Source organism: Sulfitobacter sp., from assembly GCF_041552635.1.
In the GTDB taxonomy this organism is placed as follows: domain Bacteria; phylum Pseudomonadota; class Alphaproteobacteria; order Rhodobacterales; family Rhodobacteraceae; genus Sulfitobacter.
Genome location: NZ_JBFEKM010000058.1, coordinates 1 through 21,788, shown reverse-complemented (window position 1 = coordinate 21,788; position 21,788 = coordinate 1). Strand labels below are relative to the sequence as shown.

Below are 21,788 nucleotides of genomic sequence, written 5' to 3'. Positions count from 1 at the left end.
TCCAACCAAACGGCTTGGGTACTGTCCAGGCTATTGCCAGCGCGGGCACCTTCGATTGCCGATTTATCGCGCTGCTTTGGATCCCACAGCACAGTCTTGGGGCTGGTGCGCAACGACATCATCAAATTGTCCCCGATCGTGCCCTGAAACAGATACGGGTGACTGTGCGCATAGCCGATCCGCGCTGCCAAAACGGCTTGATGCAGCTCTGTCAGATCATATCCGGCCATGGTGATCCGCCCGCGCGTCGGCGTCACCTCTCGGGTCAAAAGCTCAGCAATCGCTGTGCGTTCAGCCTGATTGGGAATTTCAAGCGCCACGCGTGCGCCCATCGGGATCTGTATGTTCAGATCGTCCAGAACCTTCGTGCCGTCATGGCTGCGCAATGTCACGTTTTCAAAATTGATCGGCCCTTTTAGGTGAGGAATTTCTGCAGGCTCGCCCTCGAACAGCTTGGCGTCGATCATGCCACGCGGGGCAAAACGTTCGACTACAACGTCCCACCGCAGGCTCATATCCTGAGTCTGGTTGTAATAGGTCAGCAGCTCTTTCCACGGGTTCGACAGGTCTTTGTAAGCGGCAAGGGCCGCGACCAATGCGCCGACGGTGATCTGCCCCTTGATCGCAAGATAGCCACCGACCGAATAGAAAAAGAACGGGGTGAGCTGGGTAATGAAGTTATTGAGAAACTTCATAAAGAACTTCTTTTGATAGATCTCGAACCGGATCTCGAAAAGTCGCCCCAGCCGGTCGGTGAACGTTGCCAACCGATAGCGCCAGCCGCCATTCGCCCGCAAATCCGAGATCCCGGCAGCGGTTTCCCCGATCTCTGACGAGAACAAACGCACCTGAATGATCCGCTTTTTGTTCAACAGGTTAATCTGCCGCTGCAACAGGGGGATCAGATAGGCCTGCAACGGGATAAGTGCCACGCCCGCCAGCCCGAACCATGGCGACTGGATGAACAAAAACAGCAAGATAATCAGCATCTGACCGGCCTGAAATACCGGCTGGGCAACCGCATCGCCCATCAGACCACCCATCGGCTCCGCCTCGGAGGTCACCATAGACACCAGTTCACCCTGACTGGTGTTTTCATAATAGCTGCGCGGAAACCGCATCATCCGCGCGACAAGCTGATAGCGAAAGCGCCGCAGCAGCCGTTCAGACAAGACACCCTTCATCGTGTTCAGCCGCATCTTCATCAGGCCATGCACCAGCACCGCACCCAAATAGCCAAAACACAGCAACATCAGGAATTGAACCTGCGTGACCTGCACGCCGAACAGGTCCATCACCGCAACATCGGCCCCGATTGCATCGTTGATGATCCGCTTGGGCAGCTCGAGCGTGACGTACAAAATCGGGAACGTAACCACGGTGAGAACCAACAAAGTAAGCTGTTCCCGACGGGAATACTTCCAAATGAAGGAGAAAATGGATCGCTCCATGCGGGGACACTTTCGCTGGGGGTCAGGGCGCGGCCTGAGGGTAGTGTTCAACCTAAGGCGAGTGGCGCGCCACTTCAACCAACCGCTTGAGCCTTGCGGCGCAGGGGCTGGATGGTTATTCCGGTGTAAACGTCCAATCAGGGAGGCTTTCTGATGTCCACCAACACCCGTTTCGATAAATCCAAATTGCCCAGCCGACATGTCACCGAAGGGCCGGAGCGCGCACCGCATCGGTCCTATTATTACGCCATGGGCATGACGGAACAGGAAATTCACCAGCCGCTGGTCGGCGTCGCCACCTGCTGGAACGAAGCCGCGCCCTGCAACATTTCCCTGAACCGTCAGGCGCAAGCCGTTAAAACCGGCGTGAAGGCCCAGCAAGGCACGCCGCGCGAATTCACCACCATCACCGTGACCGACGGTATCGCCATGGGCCACGAAGGCATGCGCTCTTCTCTTGCTTCGCGCGAGGCCATCGCTGACACGGTCGAACTGACCATGCGCGGCCACTGCTATGATGCGATCGTGGGCCTTGCAGGTTGTGACAAATCACTGCCCGGTATGATGATGGCAATGATCCGTCTGAACGTGCCGTCTGTATTCTTGTATGGCGGGTCGATCCTGCCGGGCAAGGCCCCTGCCGGTGCCGATGTGCCCGCCGATTTCGCCAGCCGCGATCTGACCGTGCAAGACATGTTCGAAGCCGTGGGTAATTTCCAAAACGGCACGATGTCCGAAGCCGCGCTTGAGATCTTGGAACGCGTCGCCTGCCCAAGTGCCGGTGCGTGTGGCGGCCAGTTTACTGCCAACACGATGGCCTGCGTCTCTGAGGCGATCGGTCTCGCGCTCATGAACTCTTCGGGGATGCCAGCGCCGTACGAATCGCGCGACGCCTATGCAGAGGCGTCTGGCGAAGCGGTCATGAACCTGATCGAGAAAAACATCCGCGCCCGCGACATCTGTACCCGCGAAGCATTCGAAAACGCAGCGCGCATCGTTGCGTGTACTGGCGGGTCGACCAACGCCGGCCTGCACCTGCCCGCAATGGCGCATGAGGCGGGCATCGAATTCTTCCTTGATGACGTGTGCGAAATCTTCCGCGACACGCCTTACTTTGTCGATATGAAGCCCGGCGGTGCCTATGTCGCCAAGGATTTGTACGACGCAGGCGGTGTGCCCGTCGTGATGAAGGAACTGCGCAAGGCAGGTCTGCTCCACGTCGATTGCATGACCGCGTCGGGCCGTTCTATCGGCGAAGAACTGGACATGATCGACCGCGAAGCAGACGGCAAGGTGATCCACTCGGTCGCGAACCCGATCAGCAAAACCGGCGGCGTTGTCGGCCTCAAGGGCAACCTTGCCCCCGAAGGTGCCATCGTGAAAATCGCTGGCATGTCCGAGGACGACATCGTCTTTACCGGCCCTGCGCTGATTTTTGAATGCGAACAGGATGCATTCGAGGCCGTCCAAAAACGCGCCTACAAAGAAGGCGACGTGTTCGTCATCCGCAACGAAGGCCCCGCAGGCGGCCCCGGCATGCGCGAAATGCTGGCAACCACGGCGGCGCTGTCCGGACAGGGCATGGGCAAGAAGGTGGCATTGATCACCGACGGTCGTTTCTCTGGCGCGACGCGGGGCTTTTGCGTGGGTCACGTTGGCCCCGAAGCGGCCCATGGCGGCCCCATTGCCCTGCTGCAAGAGGGCGACATGATCACCCTGAACGCCATTGACGGAACAATCAGCGTCGATATCAGCGACGATGAAATGGCCAAACGCAAGGCGGCATGGCCCGGTGCGCGCAAGACCAACTACCAAAGCGGTGCGCTTTGGAAATACGCCCAATTGGTCGGGCCAACCTATCTGGGGGCGGTCACCCACCCCGGAGCGAAGGCGGAAACCCATGACTACATGGACCTTTAAGGGTCCAGTAGCAGCCCTTGCCCTGTTCACTCTGACCGGTTGCGAAGCCGGTCAGAGGACGAAACTGGTTGAGGGCGTTTTACCGGGGACTGCAAAGCAGGCAGCACGGCCACTGTCACGCGCCCAAATGGCGGGCGACGTAATTTTGGTCGCACCTTCGGGATATTGTATCGACCGCGCCAGCCTGAAGGCACGTTTTGCCGTGATGGCGCGCTGTGACGGCCTGGGTGTTACCTTGGCCGGAAGCGGCGCAGTGCCGCGCGGCCTGATCACCGTCAGCCTGACAGCAAGAAAGCCGGGGCCCTTGCCCAGTGCCGCTCAGACCGCCCAAGCAACACAGCTGGTGGTCGTTGATGCCGTTGAAGAAAGCCAAGACAAAGTGACGTTCCGCGCCCAAGGGCGCATCCCCGTGAGCGGACTTTCTGCGATGCAATGGCGTGGGGTCGCAGCTATTGGCGGTCAGACCGCCGGAATAGCAGTCTATGGGGCAGAACAGTCAGAAATCCTGACGTCAGTCGGCCGAACCATCATGCACCAAATGATCGCACGCAGCATCGAGGCAACACCAAAGCCTGCGCAAACACCAACAAAACGGAAGTGATGTGCCGGGTCACCCGGCCAATTCATTTGATACAAACCCTTTCAACGGATAGAGTTCCGAAAAACAACCGCTACAATAATCGGGGCATCGGGCATTTATGGCCAAATTTGGCATTGAGCTTTTCGACAAGGCACTGTCTGCGCGCGTGATGCGTCGCTGGGCCAAAAAGGCTGACGCAGCCAAAAACGTCGATCTGGAAACACTTCGCAAACAATCAGGTCGGGCGCGGGTGCTGAAAACCCATCTGGATCAGTTGATCCATGTGGCAGAGGAACGTCTGTCTTTGCCGATGGTTGGGTCGAAAAAGTTTTTCAAGCCCCACAATGCCGACTGGTCCTGGCGGCCGCAACTTTGGCGTGGCCCTTTGCCGACACCGGGGTTTTCGTCGGTACAGTCCAAGGCAATGTTGGGCGAAGAAGTCACTGTTTTCCATGACTGTTCGCTGGCTGAATTGGGTGTGCGTCAACTGCGCAATTTACGCGAGGCTGATCTGGCCCCTTATGGTTTGCGCGTGGATGTTTTCCGCTTTAGCGGGTCGTTTCTGTCGCTTGTGCTGGACCTGCCCGATGCCTGCGTCAACGGCCTCAAACGCACGCATCTGTTGCGGATGGACACCATCGTTGAGATGGAAAAACCGATCGAGATTTTCGCCCGCCTTAACATCCGCCACGGGCCGAACACCGAACAGATTGTGCGTGAATTACCGCTGGACCAGCAGGATATCACTGTGGAATTTGATCTGGCCTATTCAAACCTTAATGAAAAACGCGTCGAAAAAGCGTGGATCGATCTGATCTTTGAGGGCCCCGAAATGAACGAGGTCGTATTGCGCGATTTGACCTTCTCGCGGCGTCCCCGCGCCCAGCTTTAGGATCGTTTCCGATGACACAACTCTCGCTAACCAAAACCCGGATGATCGAAGGCACATGGCAAGGTGTCATCACCGGCGCATCTGAAACCAAGCCTGAAATATCGGTCACACATGCGAATGTGTCGGTTCCCGATTTCAAACTTGTCCACAACGACGCGTCCAACCACTGGGTTCTGACCATTCCCATGCCTGCGGCTGCAATCGCGGACGGCATCCAGACAATCCTGATTATCGACCGTCAGGCCGACCAGAAAATCGGCGAGATTGTCATGATCGGCGACGAGGTCTACGGCGTTGACCTGCGCGCAGAGATGGACCTTATGCGCGCAGAGCTTGATATGCTGAAACGCGCCTTTCGCCGCCACTGCGTAGAAACCAGTTAGTCTCGCACTTTCGGAATTCCTGCGGCGGGATCGGACGGCACACTTTAGCCGCGGCGCAATGACAAAGGGGCTGACCATCACTGGCCAGCCCCTTGTCGTTTCACATACAGATCAAACGCCTCAGCGTTGGATCATTCCTTAGGGCCAAGCGCCGACAGACCTTTAAGAATATCAATGGCATAGGCCAGCTGGTAATCCTCTTCGCGCAGGGCGGCTGCGTCTTCGGCTTTGGCTCTGTCCTCCATGATCTGCTCGATCTGGTCCTCTGACAGGCTGTCATTGTTCAGACTTCCGCGCAAATCGGCCTCGGACCGCAAGGGGCGGCGGCCTGCGTCAGTGTCTTCTTCGGTTGCGGGTTTTGCCGGGGGCTGTGCCACGATGATGTCTGGCGATACGCCAAGCGCCTGAATGGAACGGCCCGATGGTGTGTAGTACCGCGCCGTCGTCAGACGCATGGCCCCTTCACCACGCAAAGGCATGATGGTCTGAACCGACCCTTTGCCAAAACTTTTCGTGCCCACGACAATCGCACGACGGTGATCTTGCAACGCACCCGCTACAATTTCCGACGCCGAGGCAGAGCCGCCGTTGATCAGGACCACAATCGGTTTGCCCTGCGCCAGATCGCCCGGTGTTGCGTTCGTCCGGTCGCCATCACCTGCGTCACGGCCACGGGTGCTGACGATTTCGCCTTCTTCCAGAAACGCGTCGGACACAGCGATCGCTTGGTTCAGCAAGCCACCCGGGTTGTTGCGCAGGTCGATCACGATGCCGCTGACATTGTCAATTCCGCCTGCCTCTTTGATCTGTTCTTCCAGACCTTCTTTCAGCTTTGGATAGGTCTGTTCGTTAAAGGTCGTGACGCGCATCACAACAGCATTGCCCACAGTACGGGCGCGCACAGCGGTCAGTTGGATCGTGTCGCGGATCAAGGAAACATCAAACGGTTCTGTTTCGCCTTCGCGCACCACGGTAATCACGATCTCGGACCCGACCGGACCACGCATCAGTTCAACCGCGTCATCCAACGTCAGGCCAAGCAGGCTTTCGCCATCAACGTGGGTGATGAAATCGCCCGCCTCGATGCCCGCCTCAGAGGCTGGCGTGCCATCGATCGGCGAGACGACTTTAACAAAGCCCTCTTCTTGTGTGACTTCGATGCCAAGACCGCCAAATTCGCCACGCGTCTGGTCGCGCATTTTCAGCGCGTCTTTCGGCGACAGATAGCTCGAGTGTGGATCGAGCGAGGTCAACATGCCATTGATCGCTGCCTCGATCAGCTCTTCGGTGTCGACTTCTTCGACGTATTGCGCGCGAATGCGTTCGAAAATGTCGCCAAACAGATCCAGTTGATCATATATATTGCCAGCCTTGGCAGATTCTTGCGCCAGCAAGGGACCCGCAATCTGTGTCGTCGCGATCACGCCTGCCAGCGTGCCACCAACGGCTGCCATAACAAACTTCTTCATATGCTCGTTCATCCTTATTCGGTTCGGAACCACGCCTGCGGGTCCTGTGGAATATTATTCTCTCTTACTTCTATATAGAGCGTTTCTGAACGCTCTACGCCAGCCCCATCACCATTTGGTGACAAAGCGTCGCCATTCGTTGCCCCTGGCCCGCCCATCAGCCCGATCGGCGTGTCTGCACCAATCACCTGACCGGCCACGCCGTACACTAGATCAAGCCCCGCCAACACAAACAGAGTGTTGGCACGTGGTTCAAGAATGATCACGTTGCCCAAATCAAGCAGTGGCCCTGTATAACGGATCGTGGCCGCCGTGGGTGTTGTCACAATCGCACGCGGTCGCGTCGCCAGAATAATGCCGGGACGGGTGATGCCCGCTGCGTCTGTCTCGTTGGCGCGGCGCAGGACCAGCCCCTGCACGGGCAGCGCCAAATCACCAATCTGACCCTCAAAATTTAACGGGCCGGGTTCAATTTGATCCGATGTCATCTCGGACAGCCCGCTGGCAAAGCCGGATAGCGTTTCCGAGGTTGATATCAAAATCGCCGTGCGTACCGGATCTTCGGTAAAGCGCATGGGCAGATCAGTACGGTTCGCCATGGCCTGATTCAGCTCGGTTCGGGCGCGTTGTATTTCGGTCAGCCCTTGCTGAAGTCGTTCGGCCGCATCGGATTGCAAGAGGCGCAGGGTTTTGACTTCTTCAAGATCACTGCGCAGCGCATCGGCCCGGGTGTTCAACGCCGGCGTCAGTTCCGCCAGCAACATACCTGCACGCGCAGTCCCAACTGGCCCTTGCGGGTGCAAAAACAACGTCGGCGACGGGGTGCCACCGATGCTTTGCAAGACGCCCAACAACTGCGCGACCTCACCGTCACGCGATTGCAACCGCTTGTTCAACTGCGCCTCGTTGATCGCGGCCTGCCGCAGACCTTCGCGCATGGCACCCAGCCCGATCTCGAACGCCTGAATGGTCTGCGTCAACGCCTTGACCCTGTCGCGCGCACCATCGGCGGCCTCAAGCTGGGCCGATGCGGATTCTAGTTCAACCATGGCGCGGCGGGCTTGATCGGCAGCCTCGGATGCCGCAACGGTACCTATCGGCCAGACCAGCAACACAAGGGCGCACCAGCGTATCATCCCAGCAGCGACTTTCCTGTCATCTCGGCAGGTTTTTCCAAGCCCATCAATTGCAAAATGGTCGGGGCAAGATCGGCCAACCGCCCCTGACACAAACGGGCACCATCGGGCGCGCCGACCACGGCAACCGGTACCGGGTTTAGCGTGTGCGCCGTATGGGCACCCCCGGTTTCAGGGTCGATCATCATCTCGCAATTGCCGTGATCTGCCGTGATGACCATCGCGCCACCTGCGGCCTCGAGGGCCGTCAAAACGCGGCCAAGCCCCGCATCAACGGCCTCGCACGCGGCGATGGCGGCATCCAGATCGCCGGTATGCCCGACCATATCCGGGTTTGCATAGTTTACGACGATCAGATCATAGCCGTCTTGGATGGCACCCACCAATTGATCCGTAACCTCGGGGCAGGACATCTCGGGCTGCATGTCATAAGTCGCAACATTTGGCGATTTGGGCATGCAACGGTCTTCGCCCGTGGCGGGCGCTTCTGCGCCTCCGTTCAAGAAAAACGTCACATGGGGGTATTTTTCAGTCTCGGCCACACGGAATTGCCGCAGCCCATGCTGTGCGACCCAAGCGCCAAGCGTGTTCACGATCGCAGGCTTGGGATACATCGTCGTCATATAGGCCATATGTTCGTCAGAGTATTCAGCCATCCCCATCAAGGCGGCCCAGTGCGGGCGCGGGCCTGTTTCAAAGGCGCTGAAGTCAGGCGCACCGATGGCCGCCATAACCTCGCGGGCGCGGTCGGCGCGGAAATTCAGGCAGAACAGTGCATCGCCGTCTGCGGCACCTTTGTACCCATCAAGCACTGTGGCCGCGATGAATTCGTCGTTCTCACCACGTGCGTAGGCGGCATTCACAGCATCAGGCGCGGTTTCCGCCGTGCCGCCCTGTGCGTGAACGATGGCCTCAAATGCCTTGGCGACGCGGTCCCACCGGTTGTCCCGGTCCATTGCGAAATAGCGCCCAGTGACCGTGGCGACCCTGACGCCCTCGGGTAATTCATCCATCAATGTCTCAAAATAACCAAGCGCCGAGCGCGGGGCGACATCGCGCCCATCGGTCAGCGCGTGGATCACAACCGGAATACCCTGCGCCCGCAACGCTTTGACCGCCGCAAGCATATGGGTCAGATGCCCATGCACGCCACCATCGGACACAAGCCCCAAAAGATGCGCTGTCCCGCCGGTTTCCTTTAGCTTTTCAATGAAATCCAGCAGCGGCGGATTCGTCGCAAAACTGCCTTGTTCGATCGCAAGATCAATCTGGCCAAGATCCATGGCAACCACCCGGCCTGCGCCGATGTTTGTATGGCCCACCTCTGAATTGCCCATCTGCCCTTGGGGCAGACCCACATCGGGGCCGAATGTCGTAAGGGTCGCATTGGGGCACGTCTGCATAATCCGGTCGAAATTGGGCGTTTTTGCCAGCAAAGGTGCATTGCCTTCGGCGACGTCACTCAACCCCCAGCCATCAAGAATACACAATACGACAGGTTTAGGATGGGTCATCTGCACGCGGCTCCGGTGATGGTCGTCATTTTGCGTCTTTTAGCGGCTGCGGGCGCGATGGTGAACCCAATTCAACCAAGATTAAAATCTTGTATGGTTCACGAGGTCCAAAACAAAGCGCTCCCCTTGCCCTAGGCGTCTGCTTTGGTCATAACAACAGCGCACAGAGCCAAGGATGCCGCTATGACATTGCAAGCCCCCGAGACCCGTATCGTCAACACATGGCGCGTCGCCTGCGACGGAGCCGAAGGCGCTTTGGGTCATCCGCGTGTCTGGTTGCAAATCCCGCAGGACAAAGGCTGGGTCGAATGCGGCTATTGCGACTGCAAATTCGTGCATCAGAATTTTGAGGGCAAAGTCTGATCAAAGCCGCGAAATGGCTTGGCTTTTTTGCATTTGTGCCGGTGCTTTATCTGGTAGCGGCCATTATTGGCGCTGTCGTTCCCGGCCCGTCTGATCCTGATAACAGTACCAAAACCCGAGAGGTTTTGCTGGTCAGTGGTCCCATCCATTATGATCTTTTGCTGCCATTGGACGCCGTGACCACGGCGCGCTTTGCCCCGTTGACGGAAACGGGCGTTGATCTGGGCCACCCAGCGGCAAAGTGGCTGATCATCGGCTGGGGCGCGCAGGAATTTTATGCGCAGACCCCCACCTATAGGGACCTGAGCTTTTCAACGCTTTGGCGTGGGATCATCGGGGACAGTTCCGTACTGAGGGCCGATATCGTCGGCACCCTGCGCGATGATCTGCCGCTGCGCCGATTGAAACTGACCGAATCGGAATACATCAAATTGATCGAAAACATCGTGGCTGACCTTGATCTGGACGCCGACGGCTTGCCCCTTCGGCTGGAGGGGGCGGGTTTCACGCAAACCGACGGGTTTTACAGGACAAAAGGCAGGTTCAACATTCTACGCACCTGCAATGTCTGGATCGGAGAGCAACTGCGGGCCGCAGGCCTGCGCTTTGGTCTTTGGACGCCGATGCCCCTGTCGGTCAGTCTGTCCTTTGATCTATACCAAGGCGAGTGACGCTGGCTGCGGGACGCTCCGCGGGGAGTTTATTTGGCAAAATGAAGACGCGGTTGCGCGATAAGTCTGCTGGCAGGCCCGGCGGCTTCGTGGCAAAAGAGACCCAATCAATTAAGGGAGCACCGACATGTCCGGCACATTTGGCAAGGGTCACCATCTGCATCTGATCGACGGGTCGGCGTTTATTTTCCGCGCCTATCATGCGCTGCCGCCGTTGACGCGCAAGTCGGACGGGCTGCCCATCGGGGCCGTGGCCGGATTTTGCAACATGCTGCAACGCTATGTCGAAGGGAACCACGGGCCGGATGCGCCGACCCATGTTGCCGTGATTTTCGACAAGGGCAGCCACACGTTTCGCAACGACATGTATGATCTTTACAAGGCCAATCGCGAGGCGATGCCCGAGGATTTGCGCCCGCAGATCCCCCTGACGCGGGACGCGACAGAGGCGTTCAATATCGCCTGCAAGGAAAAGGAAGGCTATGAGGCGGATGATATTATCGCCACATTGGCCGTGCAGGCACGTGCTGCTGGCGGGCGCTGCACCATCATCAGTTCCGACAAGGACTTGATGCAACTGGTCGGTGACGGCGTCGAAATGCTGGACGCGATGAAGAACAAGACCATTGATCGCGAGGGGGTTTTCGAAAAGTTCGGCGTGTATCCCGAACGGGTCGTCGATGTGCAGGCCCTTGCAGGCGATTCCGTTGACAATGTGCCCGGTGCGCCGGGAATCGGGATCAAGACTGCCGCCTTGCTAATCAATGAATATGGCGATCTGGATGCCTTGCTGGACCGCGCCGAAGAGATCAAACAGCCCAAGCGGCGGCAGACGTTGATCGACAATGCGGACCAGATCCGCCTGTCGCGCAAATTGGTGCAACTGGACGAAGATACACCGCTGGATTTCACGCTGGATGATCTTGAGGTGCGCGACCCTGATCCAGACAAGCTGCTGGGGTTTCTGGCAGAAATGGAATTCCGGACCTTGTCGAAACGGGTCGCCGAAATTTTGGGCAAAGAGGCCCCTGTCATCGAAGCTCCTGCCGTTCCGGATGCCCCCGCAATGGCGGATATTCCGTTTGAAACCGCGGAATACGTGCAAGTCAGTGATGCCGCCGCGTTGCAGGCCTGGATCGACCAGATTTACGAATTTGGCTATGTCGCCGTGGACACCGAGACCACTGGCCTGGATGAAATGGTCGCCGAGCTGGTCGGCATTTCGCTATGTGTCGAACCCGGCAAGGCCTGTTACGTCCCGCTGATTCACAAGGCCCACTCAGGCGACGACCTGTTCGGTTCGGATGATCTGGCGGAGGGGCAGATCGCAACCGAGGAAGCCTTGCGCCTTCTGACGCCGATGCTTGAAGATCCGGCGATCATGAAAATCGGTCAGAATATGAAATATGACAGCAAGATTTTCGCCCAGGTTGGCATCAAGGTCGCGCCGATTGATGACACGATGCTGATGTCCTATGTGATGCACGCTGGTCTGCATGGCCACGGGATGGATGCCCTGTCGGAACGGTATCTTGGACACACGCCGATCCCGATCAAGCCGTTGCTGGGCTCCGGCAAATCAGCAATCACCTTTGACAAGGTGCCACTGGAACAGGCTGTGCCCTATGCCGCCGAAGACGCCGATATCACCTTGCGTCTGTGGCAATTGTTCAAGCCACAACTGCACCGCGTTCAAGTGACCAGAGTGTATGAAACCCTTGAACGTCCACTTGTTCCGGTCTTGGCCGCGATGGAACGGTCGGGCATCAAGGTGGACCGCGATACACTTAGCCGCATGTCGAAAGCCTTTGCGCAAAAGATGGCAGGGCTTGAGGATGAAATTTACGAACTCGCGGGGCGCAAGTTCAACGTCGGCTCGCCTAAGCAACTTGGCGAAATCCTGTTCGACGAGATGGGGCTTGAGGGCGGCAAAAAGGGCAAGACGGGGGCCTATGCCACGGGCGCAGATGTGCTGGAAGACCTTGCGACGGAACATGACCTGCCGGGTCGTATTCTAGACTGGCGGCAACTGTCCAAGCTGAAGTCGACCTATACGGATGCTCTTCAGGATCACATCAACAAAGACACCGGCCGCGTTCATACGTCGTATTCCATCGCAGGCGCGTCAACGGGGCGTTTGGCGTCGACCGATCCTAACTTGCAGAACATCCCGATCAGGAGCGAGGAAGGCCGCCGCATTCGAGAGGCCTTCGTCGCAGAAGAAGGCAAGGTGCTGGTCGCGCTGGATTATTCCCAGATCGAATTGCGTATTCTGGCGCATATCGCCGACATTCCCCAACTGAAACAAGCATTCAAAGATGGCATCGACATTCACGCACTGACCGCGTCAGAAATGTTTGGTGTGCCTCTGGACGAGATGACGCCAGACATCCGCCGGCAAGCAAAGGCGATCAACTTTGGCGTCATTTACGGTATCTCGGGTTTTGGTCTGGCACGCAATCTGCGCATTCCACGGGCCGAAGCGCAGGGGTTCATAGACCGCTATTTCGAACGCTTCCCCGGCATTCGCACCTATATGGATGACACCAAAGCATTTGCCAAAGAACACGGCTATGTGCAGACCCTGTTTGGCCGCAAGATCAACACCCCCGAGATCGCTGCCAAAGGGCCCCGCGCCGGTTTCGCGCAGCGCGCGGCGATCAACGCGCCGATCCAAGGGACTGCTGCCGATGTGATCCGCCGCGCAATGATCCGCATGCCCGACGCGATAAAGGATATCCCAGCGACGATGCTGCTACAGGTCCATGATGAACTGCTGTTCGAGGTCGAAAAAGGGTCCGAAGATGCGTTGATCAACGCCGCACGCGACGTGATGGAAAACGCATCGGAACCTGTCGTAAAGCTGGATGTAAAGCTGACCGTCGATGCAGGCAAAGGGGCCAACTGGGCCGAGGCGCATTAAGGTTAAAGGCCTAAGCGCCCTTTACCATTCGAGCGACAAGCCTGCGGGCAAGGGGGGCGACGAAAAGCACCGTTGGAAAAGCCACCAGCCAGCTTGCCCCCCACGCGCCCATCCACAGGCCGAAAATCCCGTCAACCATGCCTGTCGCGCGCAGCGTGGCGATCCCCGACACAATCAGGGACATCAGCCCTGACAAAATGAAACCGAACAAGACCGGTGCAAAACGGGGGGAGATCATAGCAATTTCATCCAGTCCAAGCTGTTTTCAGTCACGGGACCGGGGTGGTATTCACCGCTGACCCAACCGGCGTAATCGCAGGCTTTCATGGTTTTGAAAAGGGCTGCAAAATCAACCTGCCCACTTCCGGATACTATGTCGGGGGCCGAGCGGTCCGGCGCGTCGCCAATTTGCACATGGCAGATATTTTCGTGACATTTCTCAAAGACTTTGACCGCATCGCCATGGATCATCTGGGCGTGATAGCTGTCATATTGCAGCCCGACATTGGCCTGATCCACGGCGTGTATAATGTCTTGGGCAAGTTGGTAATCATTCAGAAAATAACCCGGCATCGCGACCGGATTAAGCGGCTCGATCGTGAGGGCTATGCCCTTGGGCGCAGCAGCCGAGGCCCAGATCAAATTGCTGATGAAGGTATCTGTCGCCGCAGTTCCGGACCCGTCGCCCGCCATGACATGCACGAATTTCACGTTCAAAGCTTCGGCATAGCGGTACACGCGGATCATGTCGGCGCGAAACCGGGCGACCAGTTCCGGCATTGCTGCAAAGCCACGCGGCCCACCCGTATAATTCGGCGGTGGCGCATTGATCAAGATCAGGTCAAGACCGTGCGTCAGACAGGCACGCTGCGTCTCTTTGACGGCAACATCATAGGGGAACAGCACTTCGACAGCCGCAAACCCGGCCTTAGCAGCCGCTTCAAAACGATCCAGATAGGGCAGTTCCTGCCACAGGAGACTTAGATTAGCAGCAGGTTTCATCGGCTCTCGTCATGTCATGCGCACCGTCTTGTAGAATTTTGGCAAAGGTCCGGCAATAAGGCAGTTCCTAAAGATGTCGCAATGTGATGAACGATCAGTCGGGCAGATCCTCTGACGGGATAATCCCGAAAAATGCGCCCTGTGACCAGACGCCAAACCAACCCTCGTGATGAACACCCAGATCTACCAGCCGGTAAAAGCTTTTGCGGTCGATCAGCGCCTCGAGGTTGCGGCGGATGCGCACATAGGGCGACGGTTCGCCAGTTTCCTCGTCGCGCACAACGCGGATCGGCAGGTCTGGTCCGGCGACCGCCGTGTCGTCAAGGTTCGTCAGAAAGGTCAGCACCTGATCGCGGCCTTCGCCCTTGGCGTCAAAATCAATCGCCACGAAAGGCGCGTCTTCGACGGTGATGCCGACCTTTTCCACGGGCGTGACAAGGAAGTATTTGTGGTCTTCGCGGATCAGAATCGATGCGAACAATTTGACCAATCCACGCCGTCCGATGGGCGTGCCTTCATGAAACCACGTGCCATCGCGTTTGATTTGCATGTCCAGATCACCACAAAACGGTGGATTCCACTTTTCTACAGGCGGCAATCCGCGTGTTTTGCCAGCAGAAACAGAGGCTGCAAGGCTTGCTGCGGTCGGGGTAACGGTTTTTTGTCCACTCATTGCTTTTGCCATTTCCAGTTCACGAGATACACTTACACTTAACAGACATAACCCAGAGGACGCAAAAGTCATGACCGAAGCCAGCAATATGGTCGCCGATATTGAAACACTCGGTGAAAAACTGGCGCAGGCCAAGGCGTCGATTACCAACAGGTTTATCGGGCAGGAACGGGTTGTCGACCTGACACTGACCGCATTGCTGTGTGGCGGCCACGGGTTGCTGATCGGTTTGCCGGGTCTGGGCAAGACGCGCCTTGTCGAAACGCTAAGCACCGTGATGGGGCTGCATGGCAACCGCGTCCAGTTCACGCCCGATCTGATGCCCGCCGACATTCTAGGATCAGAGGTGTTGGACACCGCCGCCGACGGCAGCCGCGCGTTCCGCTTTGTTGAAGGGCCGATCTTTTGCCAGTTGCTGATGGCCGATGAAATCAACCGCGCGTCGCCACGCACCCAGTCCGCCCTGCTGCAAGCGATGCAGGAAAAGACAGTGACTGTCGCAGGGCAGGACCGCCCTCTTGGCAAGCCGTTTCATGTGTTGGCCACGCAAAACCCGATTGAACAAGAAGGCACCTACCCCCTGCCGGAAGCGCAGCTTGACCGTTTTCTGGTTCAGATCGACGTCGCCTATCCCGACCGCAAAACCGAACGCGATATTTTGATGGCCACCACAGGCGACAGCGACGCGCAGGCGACGCAGGTCTTCACCGCCAACGAACTGTTGGCCGCGCAAACCCTGCTGCGGCGGATGCCCGTCGGGGATTCTGTGGTCGAAATGATCCTTGATCTGGTCCGCGCCTTCCGCCCGAACGAGGCCGACGCCAGCCAGCAAGTTCGCGATACCGTTGCTTGGGGCCCCGGCCCCCGCGCCGCCCAAGCGTTGATGCTGACCGTGCGTGCCCGCGCCCTGCTGCAAGGCCGCCTGGCACCGTCTGCCGAAGACGTCATCGACATGGCGCGCCCGGTGTTAAGCCACCGCATGGCGCTGAACTTTGCAGCGCGGGCACGCGGCGATAACCTGCATGATCTGATCGACGCAACAGCGGCCAGCCTGACCGGGAAAAAGGCCGCAGCGTGAGCAATCCCGCCACCCTGCGCGCCACTGCCGAAGATCAGGCAGCACGTTTTCCGGCGCTGCTGGCACGTGCAGAACATCTGGCGGGCGCTGTCCTGCTGGGTGCGCATGGTCGTCGCCGCGCAGGTGTGGGGGATGATTTCTGGCAATACCGCCCCGCACAGCAAGGTGACAGCCGCCGCCGCATAGATCACCGAAGATCGGCGATGGGCGATCAGGAATTTGTGCGTGAACGCGAATGGCAGATTGCGCAATCAGTGATGTTGTGGGTCGATCAGGGGGCGTCGATGCGCTTTCGCTCTGACCCCAAGCTACCCGAAAAAGCCGACCGCGCGCGTTTGCTAGGTCTAGCCGTGGCGATCTTGTTGCAACGCGGCGGCGAACGCGTCGGGCTGACCGGTACTGCCCTTCCGCCACGCTCGGGCACGCCGCAAATCCTGCGGCTGGCCGAAGCTTTTTGTCTGGACGATGCCACCGATTATGCACCACCGGAACATCGCGCGATGATCCCTCATGCACGGGCTGTTTTCATCTCGGACTTTATGGGCGATCTGGACGGCGTGACGCTGGCCCTGACCAAAGCAGCCGACCGCGGTGTGCGCGGGGTTCTGTGCCATGTTCTTGATCCCTCGGAAGAGGCGTTTCCGTTCACAGGGCGCACCATATTCGAGAGCATGGGCGGCACGATCAGCCACGAGACATTGAAGGCAAACGACCTGAAATCGCGCTATCTGGAACGGCTGGCTGAGCGCAAGGCAGAGCTGCAAAGGCTCTGTGCCTTGACCGGGTGGCACTATGGTTTGCACCATACAAATGCCTCGGCGCAATCGGCACTTTTGTGGTTATATTCAGCGCTTGATACGCGCACGGGGGCGGCAGCATGACGGTTTTAGGCGGCATCGGTTTTTCGGCCCCGTGGCTTTTGCTGGGGCTTTTGGCGCTGCCGATCCTCTGGCTGATCCTGCGCGCCGTTCCCCCAGCACCGATCCGCCGCCGCTTTCCTGGTGTTGCGCTTTTGCTGGGCCTCAAGGATTCCGAAACGGTGTCTGACCGCACGCCGTGGTGGTTGTTGCTGTTGCGCATGCTGGCGGTGGCTGCGATCATCATCGGCCTTGCCGGACCGATCCTGAACCCCGAAGAACAGCAGGCCGACGGGTCCGGCCCCTTGCTGATCGTGCTGGACGGATCATGGGCTGGGGCCACCCGCTGGACGCAACAAGCGCAGGTGATTGACGCGCAACTGACCCGTGCCGCCCGCGCCAACCGCACTGTTGGTTTCTTGACGCTGACCCGCCCCGAAGAACCGGCCTTTCAATCGGCGGATGTGTGGCGGACCCGGCTTGCCGGATTGCGCCCTGCACCGTGGCAACCCTCGGTCGGGAACATAACGCGCGCCGCTGAGATTGCGGGTACCTTGGAGCCGTTCGATACCCTTTGGTTTAGCGATGGGCTGGGGTTTGACGGGCGTCAGGATATGCTGGCCGCGCTGCAGGATCGCGGGTCGGTCGAGGTATATCAAACCGGTGCTAACGTCATCGCCATGGCCCCCGCCACCTATCAGGATGGTGCGATCACCCTGACCGCCAAGCGCGCCGTTGCAGGCACCGCCCGCGAGGTTACGCTGAACGCCCAAGGCCGCGATCCGGCAGGGAACGCCCGCATTCTGGCGACCGTCCCCGCCACCTTTGATGAAAGCGCCCTTGAGGCGACCGCCCAGCTTGCCCTGCCCGCAGAACTGCGTGCGCGGATTACGCGGTTCGACATCGCGGGGCAGCGGTCAGCAGGGGCGACAACGCTGGTCGATGACGGACTGCGCCGCCGCGAGGTCGCGCTGATTGCAGGGCGCGATGGCCGCGAAGGGTTGGAGCTGTTGTCGCCATTGCATTACATTGAACAGGCCTTGGCCCCGACCGCTGATCTGATTGACGGATCACTCGGGGATATCCTGCCGGCTAACCCCGATGTGATCGTGCTGGCCGATGTGGCGACCCTGTCGGATGCCGAACAAGCCCCGCTGATCGAGTGGATTGAAAACGGCGGCATGCTGGTGCGGTTTGCAGGCCCTCGCATCGCCGCCAGCGATATTTCACGCGACACCGAAGATCCGCTGATGCCTGTGCGCCTGCGTGCCGGTGGCCGCAGTGTCGGTGGCGCGATGAGCTGGGGGGAGCCGAAATCCCTTGATGCATTCCGCGACAGTTCCCCGTTTTTCGGGCTTGAGGTGCCGAGCGATGTGGTCGTGTCCGCCCAAGTCGTGGCCCAGCCTGATCCCACGCTGGCCAACCGCGTGATCGCATCGCTTAGCGACGGCACGCCGCTGGTCACGCGCAAGGCGCTTGGCCAAGGGCAAATCGTGTTGTTTCACGTCACTGCAACCGCTGAATGGTCCACCTTGCCGCTGTCGGGCCTGTTCGTTCAAATGATGGAACGGCTGGCCATTTCGTCGTCCTCGGCCAGTATTAATGCGCAGGATTTGCAAGGCACTACATGGACGCCGCTGCGTGTGATGGACGGGTTCGGATTGCTTGAAGACGCCGGAAATCTACCCGGCGTTGACGGGGCCGATCTGGCAAGCGCCGCCACAGGGCCCGACCTGCAACCCGGCATCTATGCCTCTGGCGACCGGCGCATTGCGCGCAATGTGGTCACGGCGCAAACTGTGCTGTCACCCGCGACTTGGCCTAGTGATGTTCCCGTGCGCGGCCTGTTTGTTGCGCCGGAAAAACCCTTGGCCGGATGGCTGCTGAGCCTGTCGATCCTGTTGTTGCTTGCTGATGTTGTGGCGTCCTTGGCACTGTCGGGTCGCTTGCTGAAACGCAGCAATGCAGCGGCGGTTATTCTGTTGGGTCTGCTCTACATGCCTGCCCCGGCGGACGCCCAAGACGCCGATGCCTTTGCCCTGAACGCCACCGCCGAGATGACGCTGGCCTATGTCGTCACTGGCAACAGCCCTGTCGATGAGATGTCAGAGGCAGGGCTGCGCGGCCTGTCCGACACGCTGTTTTTCCGGACATCGGTTGAACCTGCCGATCCTATCGGGGTTGATCTGGAACGGGATGAACTGGCGTTTTTTCCGATGCTCTATTGGCCGATCACGCCCGATCAACCGCGCCCCTCGGGCGATGCCTATGCCAAGCTGAATGACTATCTGCGTTCCGGCGGGCTGATCCTGTTTGACACCCGTGATGCAAATATCGCAGGGTTCGGCGCGGCCAGCCCGAACGGGCGCAAGCTGCAAGATCTGGCAGCGCCGCTTGATATTCCACCGCTGGAACCGTTGCCAAGCGATCACGTTCTGACGCGCACATTCTATCTGCTTCAGGATTTCCCCGGTCGCCACATTGGCCGCGATGTCTGGGTCGAAGCAGCCCCGCCTGATGCTGAACAGATTGAAGGCATGCCGTTTCGCAACCTTAACGACGGGGTCACGCCCGTGGTGATTGGCGGCAATGATTGGGCTGCCGCGTGGGCCGTGGCGCGGGGCGGGGCTCCTATGGTCCCTATCGGGCGCGGTTTCGCGGGGGAACGGCAGCGCGAACTTGCCTACCGTTTTGGGGTCAATCTGGTCATGCATGTGCTGACCGGCAATTATAAATCCGATCAGGTTCATGTGCCTGCGCTTTTGGACAGGTTAGGCCAATGACCTCTACAATCGTCTTTGATCCGCTTATCCCCATGGTGCTTTTGGCTGTCGTGGCACTGGTTGCCTTGGCCGCTGTCGTGCTGGCCGTGATCCGTGGCTTGCAAGGCTGGGCGCTGCGCGGACTGGCCATGCTGGTGGTGATCGCGGCGCTTTCAGGCCCGTCCTTCCAGCAAGAAGACCGCGCGCCGCTGACCGACATCGTCATCATGCTTGAAGACAGCAGTGCCAGCCAGAAACTGTCAGACCGCGCGACCCAAAGCACGGATGCAGCAGATGCACTGGCTGCGCAAATCCAAGGGCGCGCAAACACCGAATTGCGCCGCGTCACGGTGCCCGATGGTGCGGGCGATACCGGTACACTGCTGATGACCGCCCTAGGCGATGCCTTGGCCGAGGAGCCCCGCGCGCGGATTGCAGGCATACTGGCAATCAGTGACGGGCGGATTCATGATGCTGACCTGCCTGTCGATCTGCCCGCGCCGATGCATTTGCTGATGACAGGCAAAGAAACCGATTGGGATCGCCGCCTGTCTGTGCGCAACGCCCCTGCCTTTGCGATCATCGGTGAACCGGTCACGCTGACCCTGCGGATCGACGATATGGGGGCCGCGCCCACGGATGGCGGGTTGGCGCGGCTTGATATCTCGGTTGATGGTGAGGAACCGCAATCGTTTCGTGTGCCTGTCGGTCAGGACCTTGATCTGCCCGTGACCCTGCCCCATGGCGGGCGCAACGTCATCCGCTTTTCCTTGCCCGAAGCGCCCGGCGAACTGACCGATCGCAACAACGCCGCCCTGATCCAGATGAACGGTGTGCGTGACCGCCTGCGGGTGCTGCTGGTCAGCGGTGAACCGCATCAGGGCGGGCGTACATGGCGCAATCTTTTGAAATCCGACAGCTCTGTTGATCTGGTGCATTTCACCATCCTGCGCCCCCCTGAAAAACAAGATGGCGTGCCTGTGGATGAACTGTCGTTGATCGCATTCCCCACCCGCGAATTGTTCATGGAAAAGATTGAGGATTTCGATCTGATCATCTTTGACCGCTACAAACGTCGCGGTATTCTGCCCTCGCTTTATCTTGAGAATGTCGCCAATTATGTACGGCAAGGTGGTGCCGTGCTGGTCGCTGCGGGTGCGGATTTTACCAGCGCCGACAGCATCTTTCGATCGCCCCTTGGCGAGGTCTTGCCCGCCACGCCGTCTGCACGGGTGATCGAAGAACCCTATCTGCCAATCGTGTCCGATTTGGGCCAGCGACATCCGGTGACCACAGACCTGCCCGGTCGCGGCGATTGGGGCCGCTGGCTGCGCCAGATCGACGTGACAGCCCCCCAAGGTACGGTGGTCATGACCGGTCAGGACGACCGCCCGCTGCTGGTCCTGAACCGCGTTGACGAAGGCCGCGTCGCGTTGCTGGCGTCGGATCATGCGTGGCTTTGGAACCGTGGCTACGAAGGTGGCGGCCCGCAGCTGGAACTGCTGCGCCGTTTGGCCCATTGGATGATGAAAGAACCCGAGCTTGAGGAAGAGGCGCTGACCGCCACCGCCGAAGGCCAGACCATGCGTATCATCCGCCGCACCCTTGGCGAAACAGTGCCGCCCGTCACGGTGACCACGCCTGATGGCAGCACCGTCACGATCCCCTTGACACAATCCGCCCCCGGCGTGTTCGAAGGCATTTTTGAGGGTCCTGAAATCGGCCTCTATCGACTGGAAAACGCCGATCAGGTCACCGTCATCGGCCTTGGCCCCGCTGCGCCCAAAGAATTCGTCGAAACAATTGCAAGCGGCGATACGATGGCCCCCATTCTTGCCGCGATGCGCGGCGGTGTCGCACGAATAGAAGACGGACTGCCCCGCATTCGCGAGGTTCGTTCAGGCCGCCCTGCTGCAGGACGCGGCTGGATCGGTCTGACCCCACGCAATGCATATGAAACCCGCGATGTGCGGCAAACGCCAATCCTGCCGGGCTGGCTGGTTCTGTTGCTCAGTGCAGCCCTGATCGTCGCTGCATGGCTGCGCGAAGGACGGCGCAGCTAGGCGCTTTATTGCAGTCTGATTTCCACCTCGGCGCTGCGCCCGCGCGCGTCT

General features: G+C 59.1%; 18 protein-coding genes. 11 read left to right on the top strand and 7 right to left on the bottom strand.

What is annotated here, in order from left to right:
- Positions 1–1,451 (bottom strand): ABC transporter transmembrane domain-containing protein (locus tag ABYT07_RS08905; protein WP_372990976.1); only part of this gene is annotated, 1,451 nt, incomplete at its 3' end.
- Between the two features lie 153 nt (positions 1,452–1,604).
- Between ABYT07_RS08905 and ilvD the strand changes: the two genes are divergently transcribed.
- The 4 genes from ilvD to ABYT07_RS08885 all read left to right on the top strand — a co-directional run bounded on the left by ilvD (position 1,605) and on the right by ABYT07_RS08885 (position 5,226).
- The gene (ilvD, locus tag ABYT07_RS08900) at positions 1,605–3,371 is read left to right on the top strand and encodes a dihydroxy-acid dehydratase (RefSeq protein WP_372990974.1); all 1,767 of its coding nucleotides are present in this window, start codon (positions 1,605–1,607) and stop codon (positions 3,369–3,371) included.
- Positions 3,352–3,972, top strand: coding sequence for a hypothetical protein (locus ABYT07_RS08895; RefSeq protein ID WP_372990972.1), 621 nt, complete (start codon positions 3,352–3,354; stop codon positions 3,970–3,972). The genes ilvD and ABYT07_RS08895 overlap by 20 nt, the downstream gene beginning before the upstream one ends.
- A gap of 97 nt (positions 3,973–4,069) precedes the next feature.
- Positions 4,070–4,843, top strand: coding sequence for a DUF6478 family protein (locus ABYT07_RS08890; protein WP_372990970.1), 774 nt, complete (start codon positions 4,070–4,072; stop codon positions 4,841–4,843).
- An 11-nt stretch (positions 4,844–4,854) separates the two neighbouring features.
- Positions 4,855–5,226, top strand: a complete 372-nt coding sequence (locus ABYT07_RS08885) for a hypothetical protein (RefSeq protein ID WP_372990968.1) — start codon at positions 4,855–4,857, stop codon at positions 5,224–5,226.
- Positions 5,227–5,357: 131 nt separating this feature from the next.
- Here ABYT07_RS08885 and ABYT07_RS08880 read toward each other — a convergent pair whose 3' ends face one another.
- From ABYT07_RS08880 to gpmI, 3 genes are read right to left on the bottom strand one after another with little or no spacing between them, the layout of a single operon-like run.
- Positions 5,358–6,695 (bottom strand): S41 family peptidase, encoded by a 1,338-nt coding sequence (locus tag ABYT07_RS08880; protein ID WP_372990966.1) that lies wholly within the window; start codon positions 6,693–6,695, stop codon positions 5,358–5,360.
- 14 nt (positions 6,696–6,709) lie between these two features.
- The gene (locus tag ABYT07_RS08875) at positions 6,710–7,831 is read right to left on the bottom strand and encodes a murein hydrolase activator EnvC (protein WP_372990964.1); all 1,122 of its coding nucleotides are present in this window, start codon (positions 7,829–7,831) and stop codon (positions 6,710–6,712) included.
- A complete protein-coding gene (gene gpmI, locus ABYT07_RS08870) occupies positions 7,828–9,345 on the bottom strand; it encodes a 2,3-bisphosphoglycerate-independent phosphoglycerate mutase (RefSeq protein WP_372990962.1) in 1,518 nt (505 codons plus the stop codon). The genes ABYT07_RS08875 and gpmI overlap by 4 nt, the downstream gene beginning before the upstream one ends.
- Before the next feature lie 183 nt (positions 9,346–9,528).
- Here gpmI and ABYT07_RS08865 point away from each other — a divergent pair, with 183 nt between their 5' ends.
- The 3 genes from ABYT07_RS08865 (at position 9,529) to polA (ending at position 13,302) form a co-directional block, all read left to right on the top strand.
- Positions 9,529–9,708 carry a zinc-finger domain-containing protein gene (locus ABYT07_RS08865; RefSeq protein WP_372990960.1) on the top strand — a complete coding sequence of 60 codons (180 nt, stop codon included), beginning with the start codon at positions 9,529–9,531 and terminating at the stop codon, positions 9,706–9,708.
- Between the two features lie 41 nt (positions 9,709–9,749).
- Entirely contained in the window at positions 9,750–10,379 is a 630-nt protein-coding gene (locus ABYT07_RS08860; protein ID WP_372990958.1) for a TIGR02117 family protein, read from the top strand.
- Positions 10,380–10,506: 127 nt separating this feature from the next.
- Positions 10,507–13,302, top strand: a complete 2,796-nt coding sequence (gene polA / locus ABYT07_RS08855) for a DNA polymerase I (protein ID WP_372990956.1) — start codon at positions 10,507–10,509, stop codon at positions 13,300–13,302.
- A 10-nt stretch (positions 13,303–13,312) separates the two neighbouring features.
- Here the strand turns inward: polA and ABYT07_RS08850 are convergent, their stop codons facing one another.
- From ABYT07_RS08850 to ABYT07_RS08840, 3 genes are all read right to left on the bottom strand, one after another.
- On the bottom strand, positions 13,313–13,540 hold the full coding sequence (locus ABYT07_RS08850; RefSeq protein WP_372990954.1) for a DUF2798 domain-containing protein: 228 nt from the start codon (positions 13,538–13,540) through the stop codon (positions 13,313–13,315).
- Positions 13,537–14,304, bottom strand: a complete 768-nt coding sequence (locus ABYT07_RS08845; protein WP_372990952.1) for a hydroxypyruvate isomerase family protein — start codon at positions 14,302–14,304, stop codon at positions 13,537–13,539. The genes ABYT07_RS08850 and ABYT07_RS08845 overlap by 4 nt, the downstream gene beginning before the upstream one ends.
- A 94-nt stretch (positions 14,305–14,398) precedes the next feature.
- Positions 14,399–14,977, bottom strand: a complete 579-nt coding sequence (locus ABYT07_RS08840) for a DUF1285 domain-containing protein (RefSeq protein ID WP_372990950.1) — start codon at positions 14,975–14,977, stop codon at positions 14,399–14,401.
- 70 nt (positions 14,978–15,047) lie between these two features.
- On the opposite strand from ABYT07_RS08840, the gene ABYT07_RS08835 reads away from it, so the two are divergent.
- From ABYT07_RS08835 to ABYT07_RS08820, 4 genes are read left to right on the top strand one after another with little or no spacing between them, the layout of a single operon-like run.
- Positions 15,048–16,055 carry an AAA family ATPase gene (locus ABYT07_RS08835; protein WP_372990948.1) on the top strand — a complete coding sequence of 336 codons (1,008 nt, stop codon included), beginning with the start codon at positions 15,048–15,050 and terminating at the stop codon, positions 16,053–16,055.
- Entirely contained in the window at positions 16,052–16,936 is an 885-nt protein-coding gene (locus tag ABYT07_RS08830; RefSeq protein WP_372990946.1) for a DUF58 domain-containing protein, read from the top strand. Before ABYT07_RS08835 ends, ABYT07_RS08830 begins: the two co-directional genes overlap by 4 nt.
- Positions 16,933–19,695 carry a DUF4159 domain-containing protein gene (locus ABYT07_RS08825; protein WP_372990944.1) on the top strand — a complete coding sequence of 921 codons (2,763 nt, stop codon included), beginning with the start codon at positions 16,933–16,935 and terminating at the stop codon, positions 19,693–19,695. Before ABYT07_RS08830 ends, ABYT07_RS08825 begins: the two co-directional genes overlap by 4 nt.
- Positions 19,692–21,737 carry a glutamine amidotransferase gene (locus ABYT07_RS08820; RefSeq protein WP_372990942.1) on the top strand — a complete coding sequence of 682 codons (2,046 nt, stop codon included), beginning with the start codon at positions 19,692–19,694 and terminating at the stop codon, positions 21,735–21,737. The genes ABYT07_RS08825 and ABYT07_RS08820 overlap by 4 nt, the downstream gene beginning before the upstream one ends.
- The last annotated feature ends 51 nt before the right edge of the window (positions 21,738–21,788 follow it).

Excerpts from the sequence above, each read along its gene's own strand:
- ABYT07_RS08865 (WP_372990960.1), top strand. The coding sequence starts at position 9,529 with ATGACATTGCAAGCCCCCGAGACCCGTATCGTCAACACATGGCGCGTC.
- ABYT07_RS08885 (WP_372990968.1), top strand. The coding sequence starts at position 4,855 with ATGACACAACTCTCGCTAACCAAAACCCGGATGATCGAAGGCACATGG.
- ABYT07_RS08840 (WP_372990950.1), bottom strand. The coding sequence starts at position 14,977 with ATGAGTGGACAAAAAACCGTTACCCCGACCGCAGCAAGCCTTGCAGCC.
- ABYT07_RS08850 (WP_372990954.1), bottom strand. The coding sequence starts at position 13,540 with ATGATCTCCCCCCGTTTTGCACCGGTCTTGTTCGGTTTCATTTTGTCA.
- ABYT07_RS08895 (WP_372990972.1), top strand. The coding sequence starts at position 3,352 with ATGACTACATGGACCTTTAAGGGTCCAGTAGCAGCCCTTGCCCTGTTC.
- ilvD (WP_372990974.1), top strand. The coding sequence starts at position 1,605 with ATGTCCACCAACACCCGTTTCGATAAATCCAAATTGCCCAGCCGACAT.
- gpmI (WP_372990962.1), bottom strand. The coding sequence starts at position 9,345 with ATGACCCATCCTAAACCTGTCGTATTGTGTATTCTTGATGGCTGGGGG.
- ABYT07_RS08820 (WP_372990942.1), top strand. The coding sequence starts at position 19,692 with ATGACCTCTACAATCGTCTTTGATCCGCTTATCCCCATGGTGCTTTTG.
- ABYT07_RS08880 (WP_372990966.1), bottom strand. The coding sequence starts at position 6,695 with ATGAAGAAGTTTGTTATGGCAGCCGTTGGTGGCACGCTGGCAGGCGTG.
- ABYT07_RS08825 (WP_372990944.1), top strand. The coding sequence starts at position 16,933 with ATGACGGTTTTAGGCGGCATCGGTTTTTCGGCCCCGTGGCTTTTGCTG.
- ABYT07_RS08875 (WP_372990964.1), bottom strand. The coding sequence starts at position 7,831 with ATGATACGCTGGTGCGCCCTTGTGTTGCTGGTCTGGCCGATAGGTACC.
- ABYT07_RS08835 (WP_372990948.1), top strand. The coding sequence starts at position 15,048 with ATGACCGAAGCCAGCAATATGGTCGCCGATATTGAAACACTCGGTGAA.
- polA (WP_372990956.1), top strand. The coding sequence starts at position 10,507 with ATGTCCGGCACATTTGGCAAGGGTCACCATCTGCATCTGATCGACGGG.
- ABYT07_RS08890 (WP_372990970.1), top strand. The coding sequence starts at position 4,070 with ATGGCCAAATTTGGCATTGAGCTTTTCGACAAGGCACTGTCTGCGCGC.
- ABYT07_RS08845 (WP_372990952.1), bottom strand. The coding sequence starts at position 14,304 with ATGAAACCTGCTGCTAATCTAAGTCTCCTGTGGCAGGAACTGCCCTAT.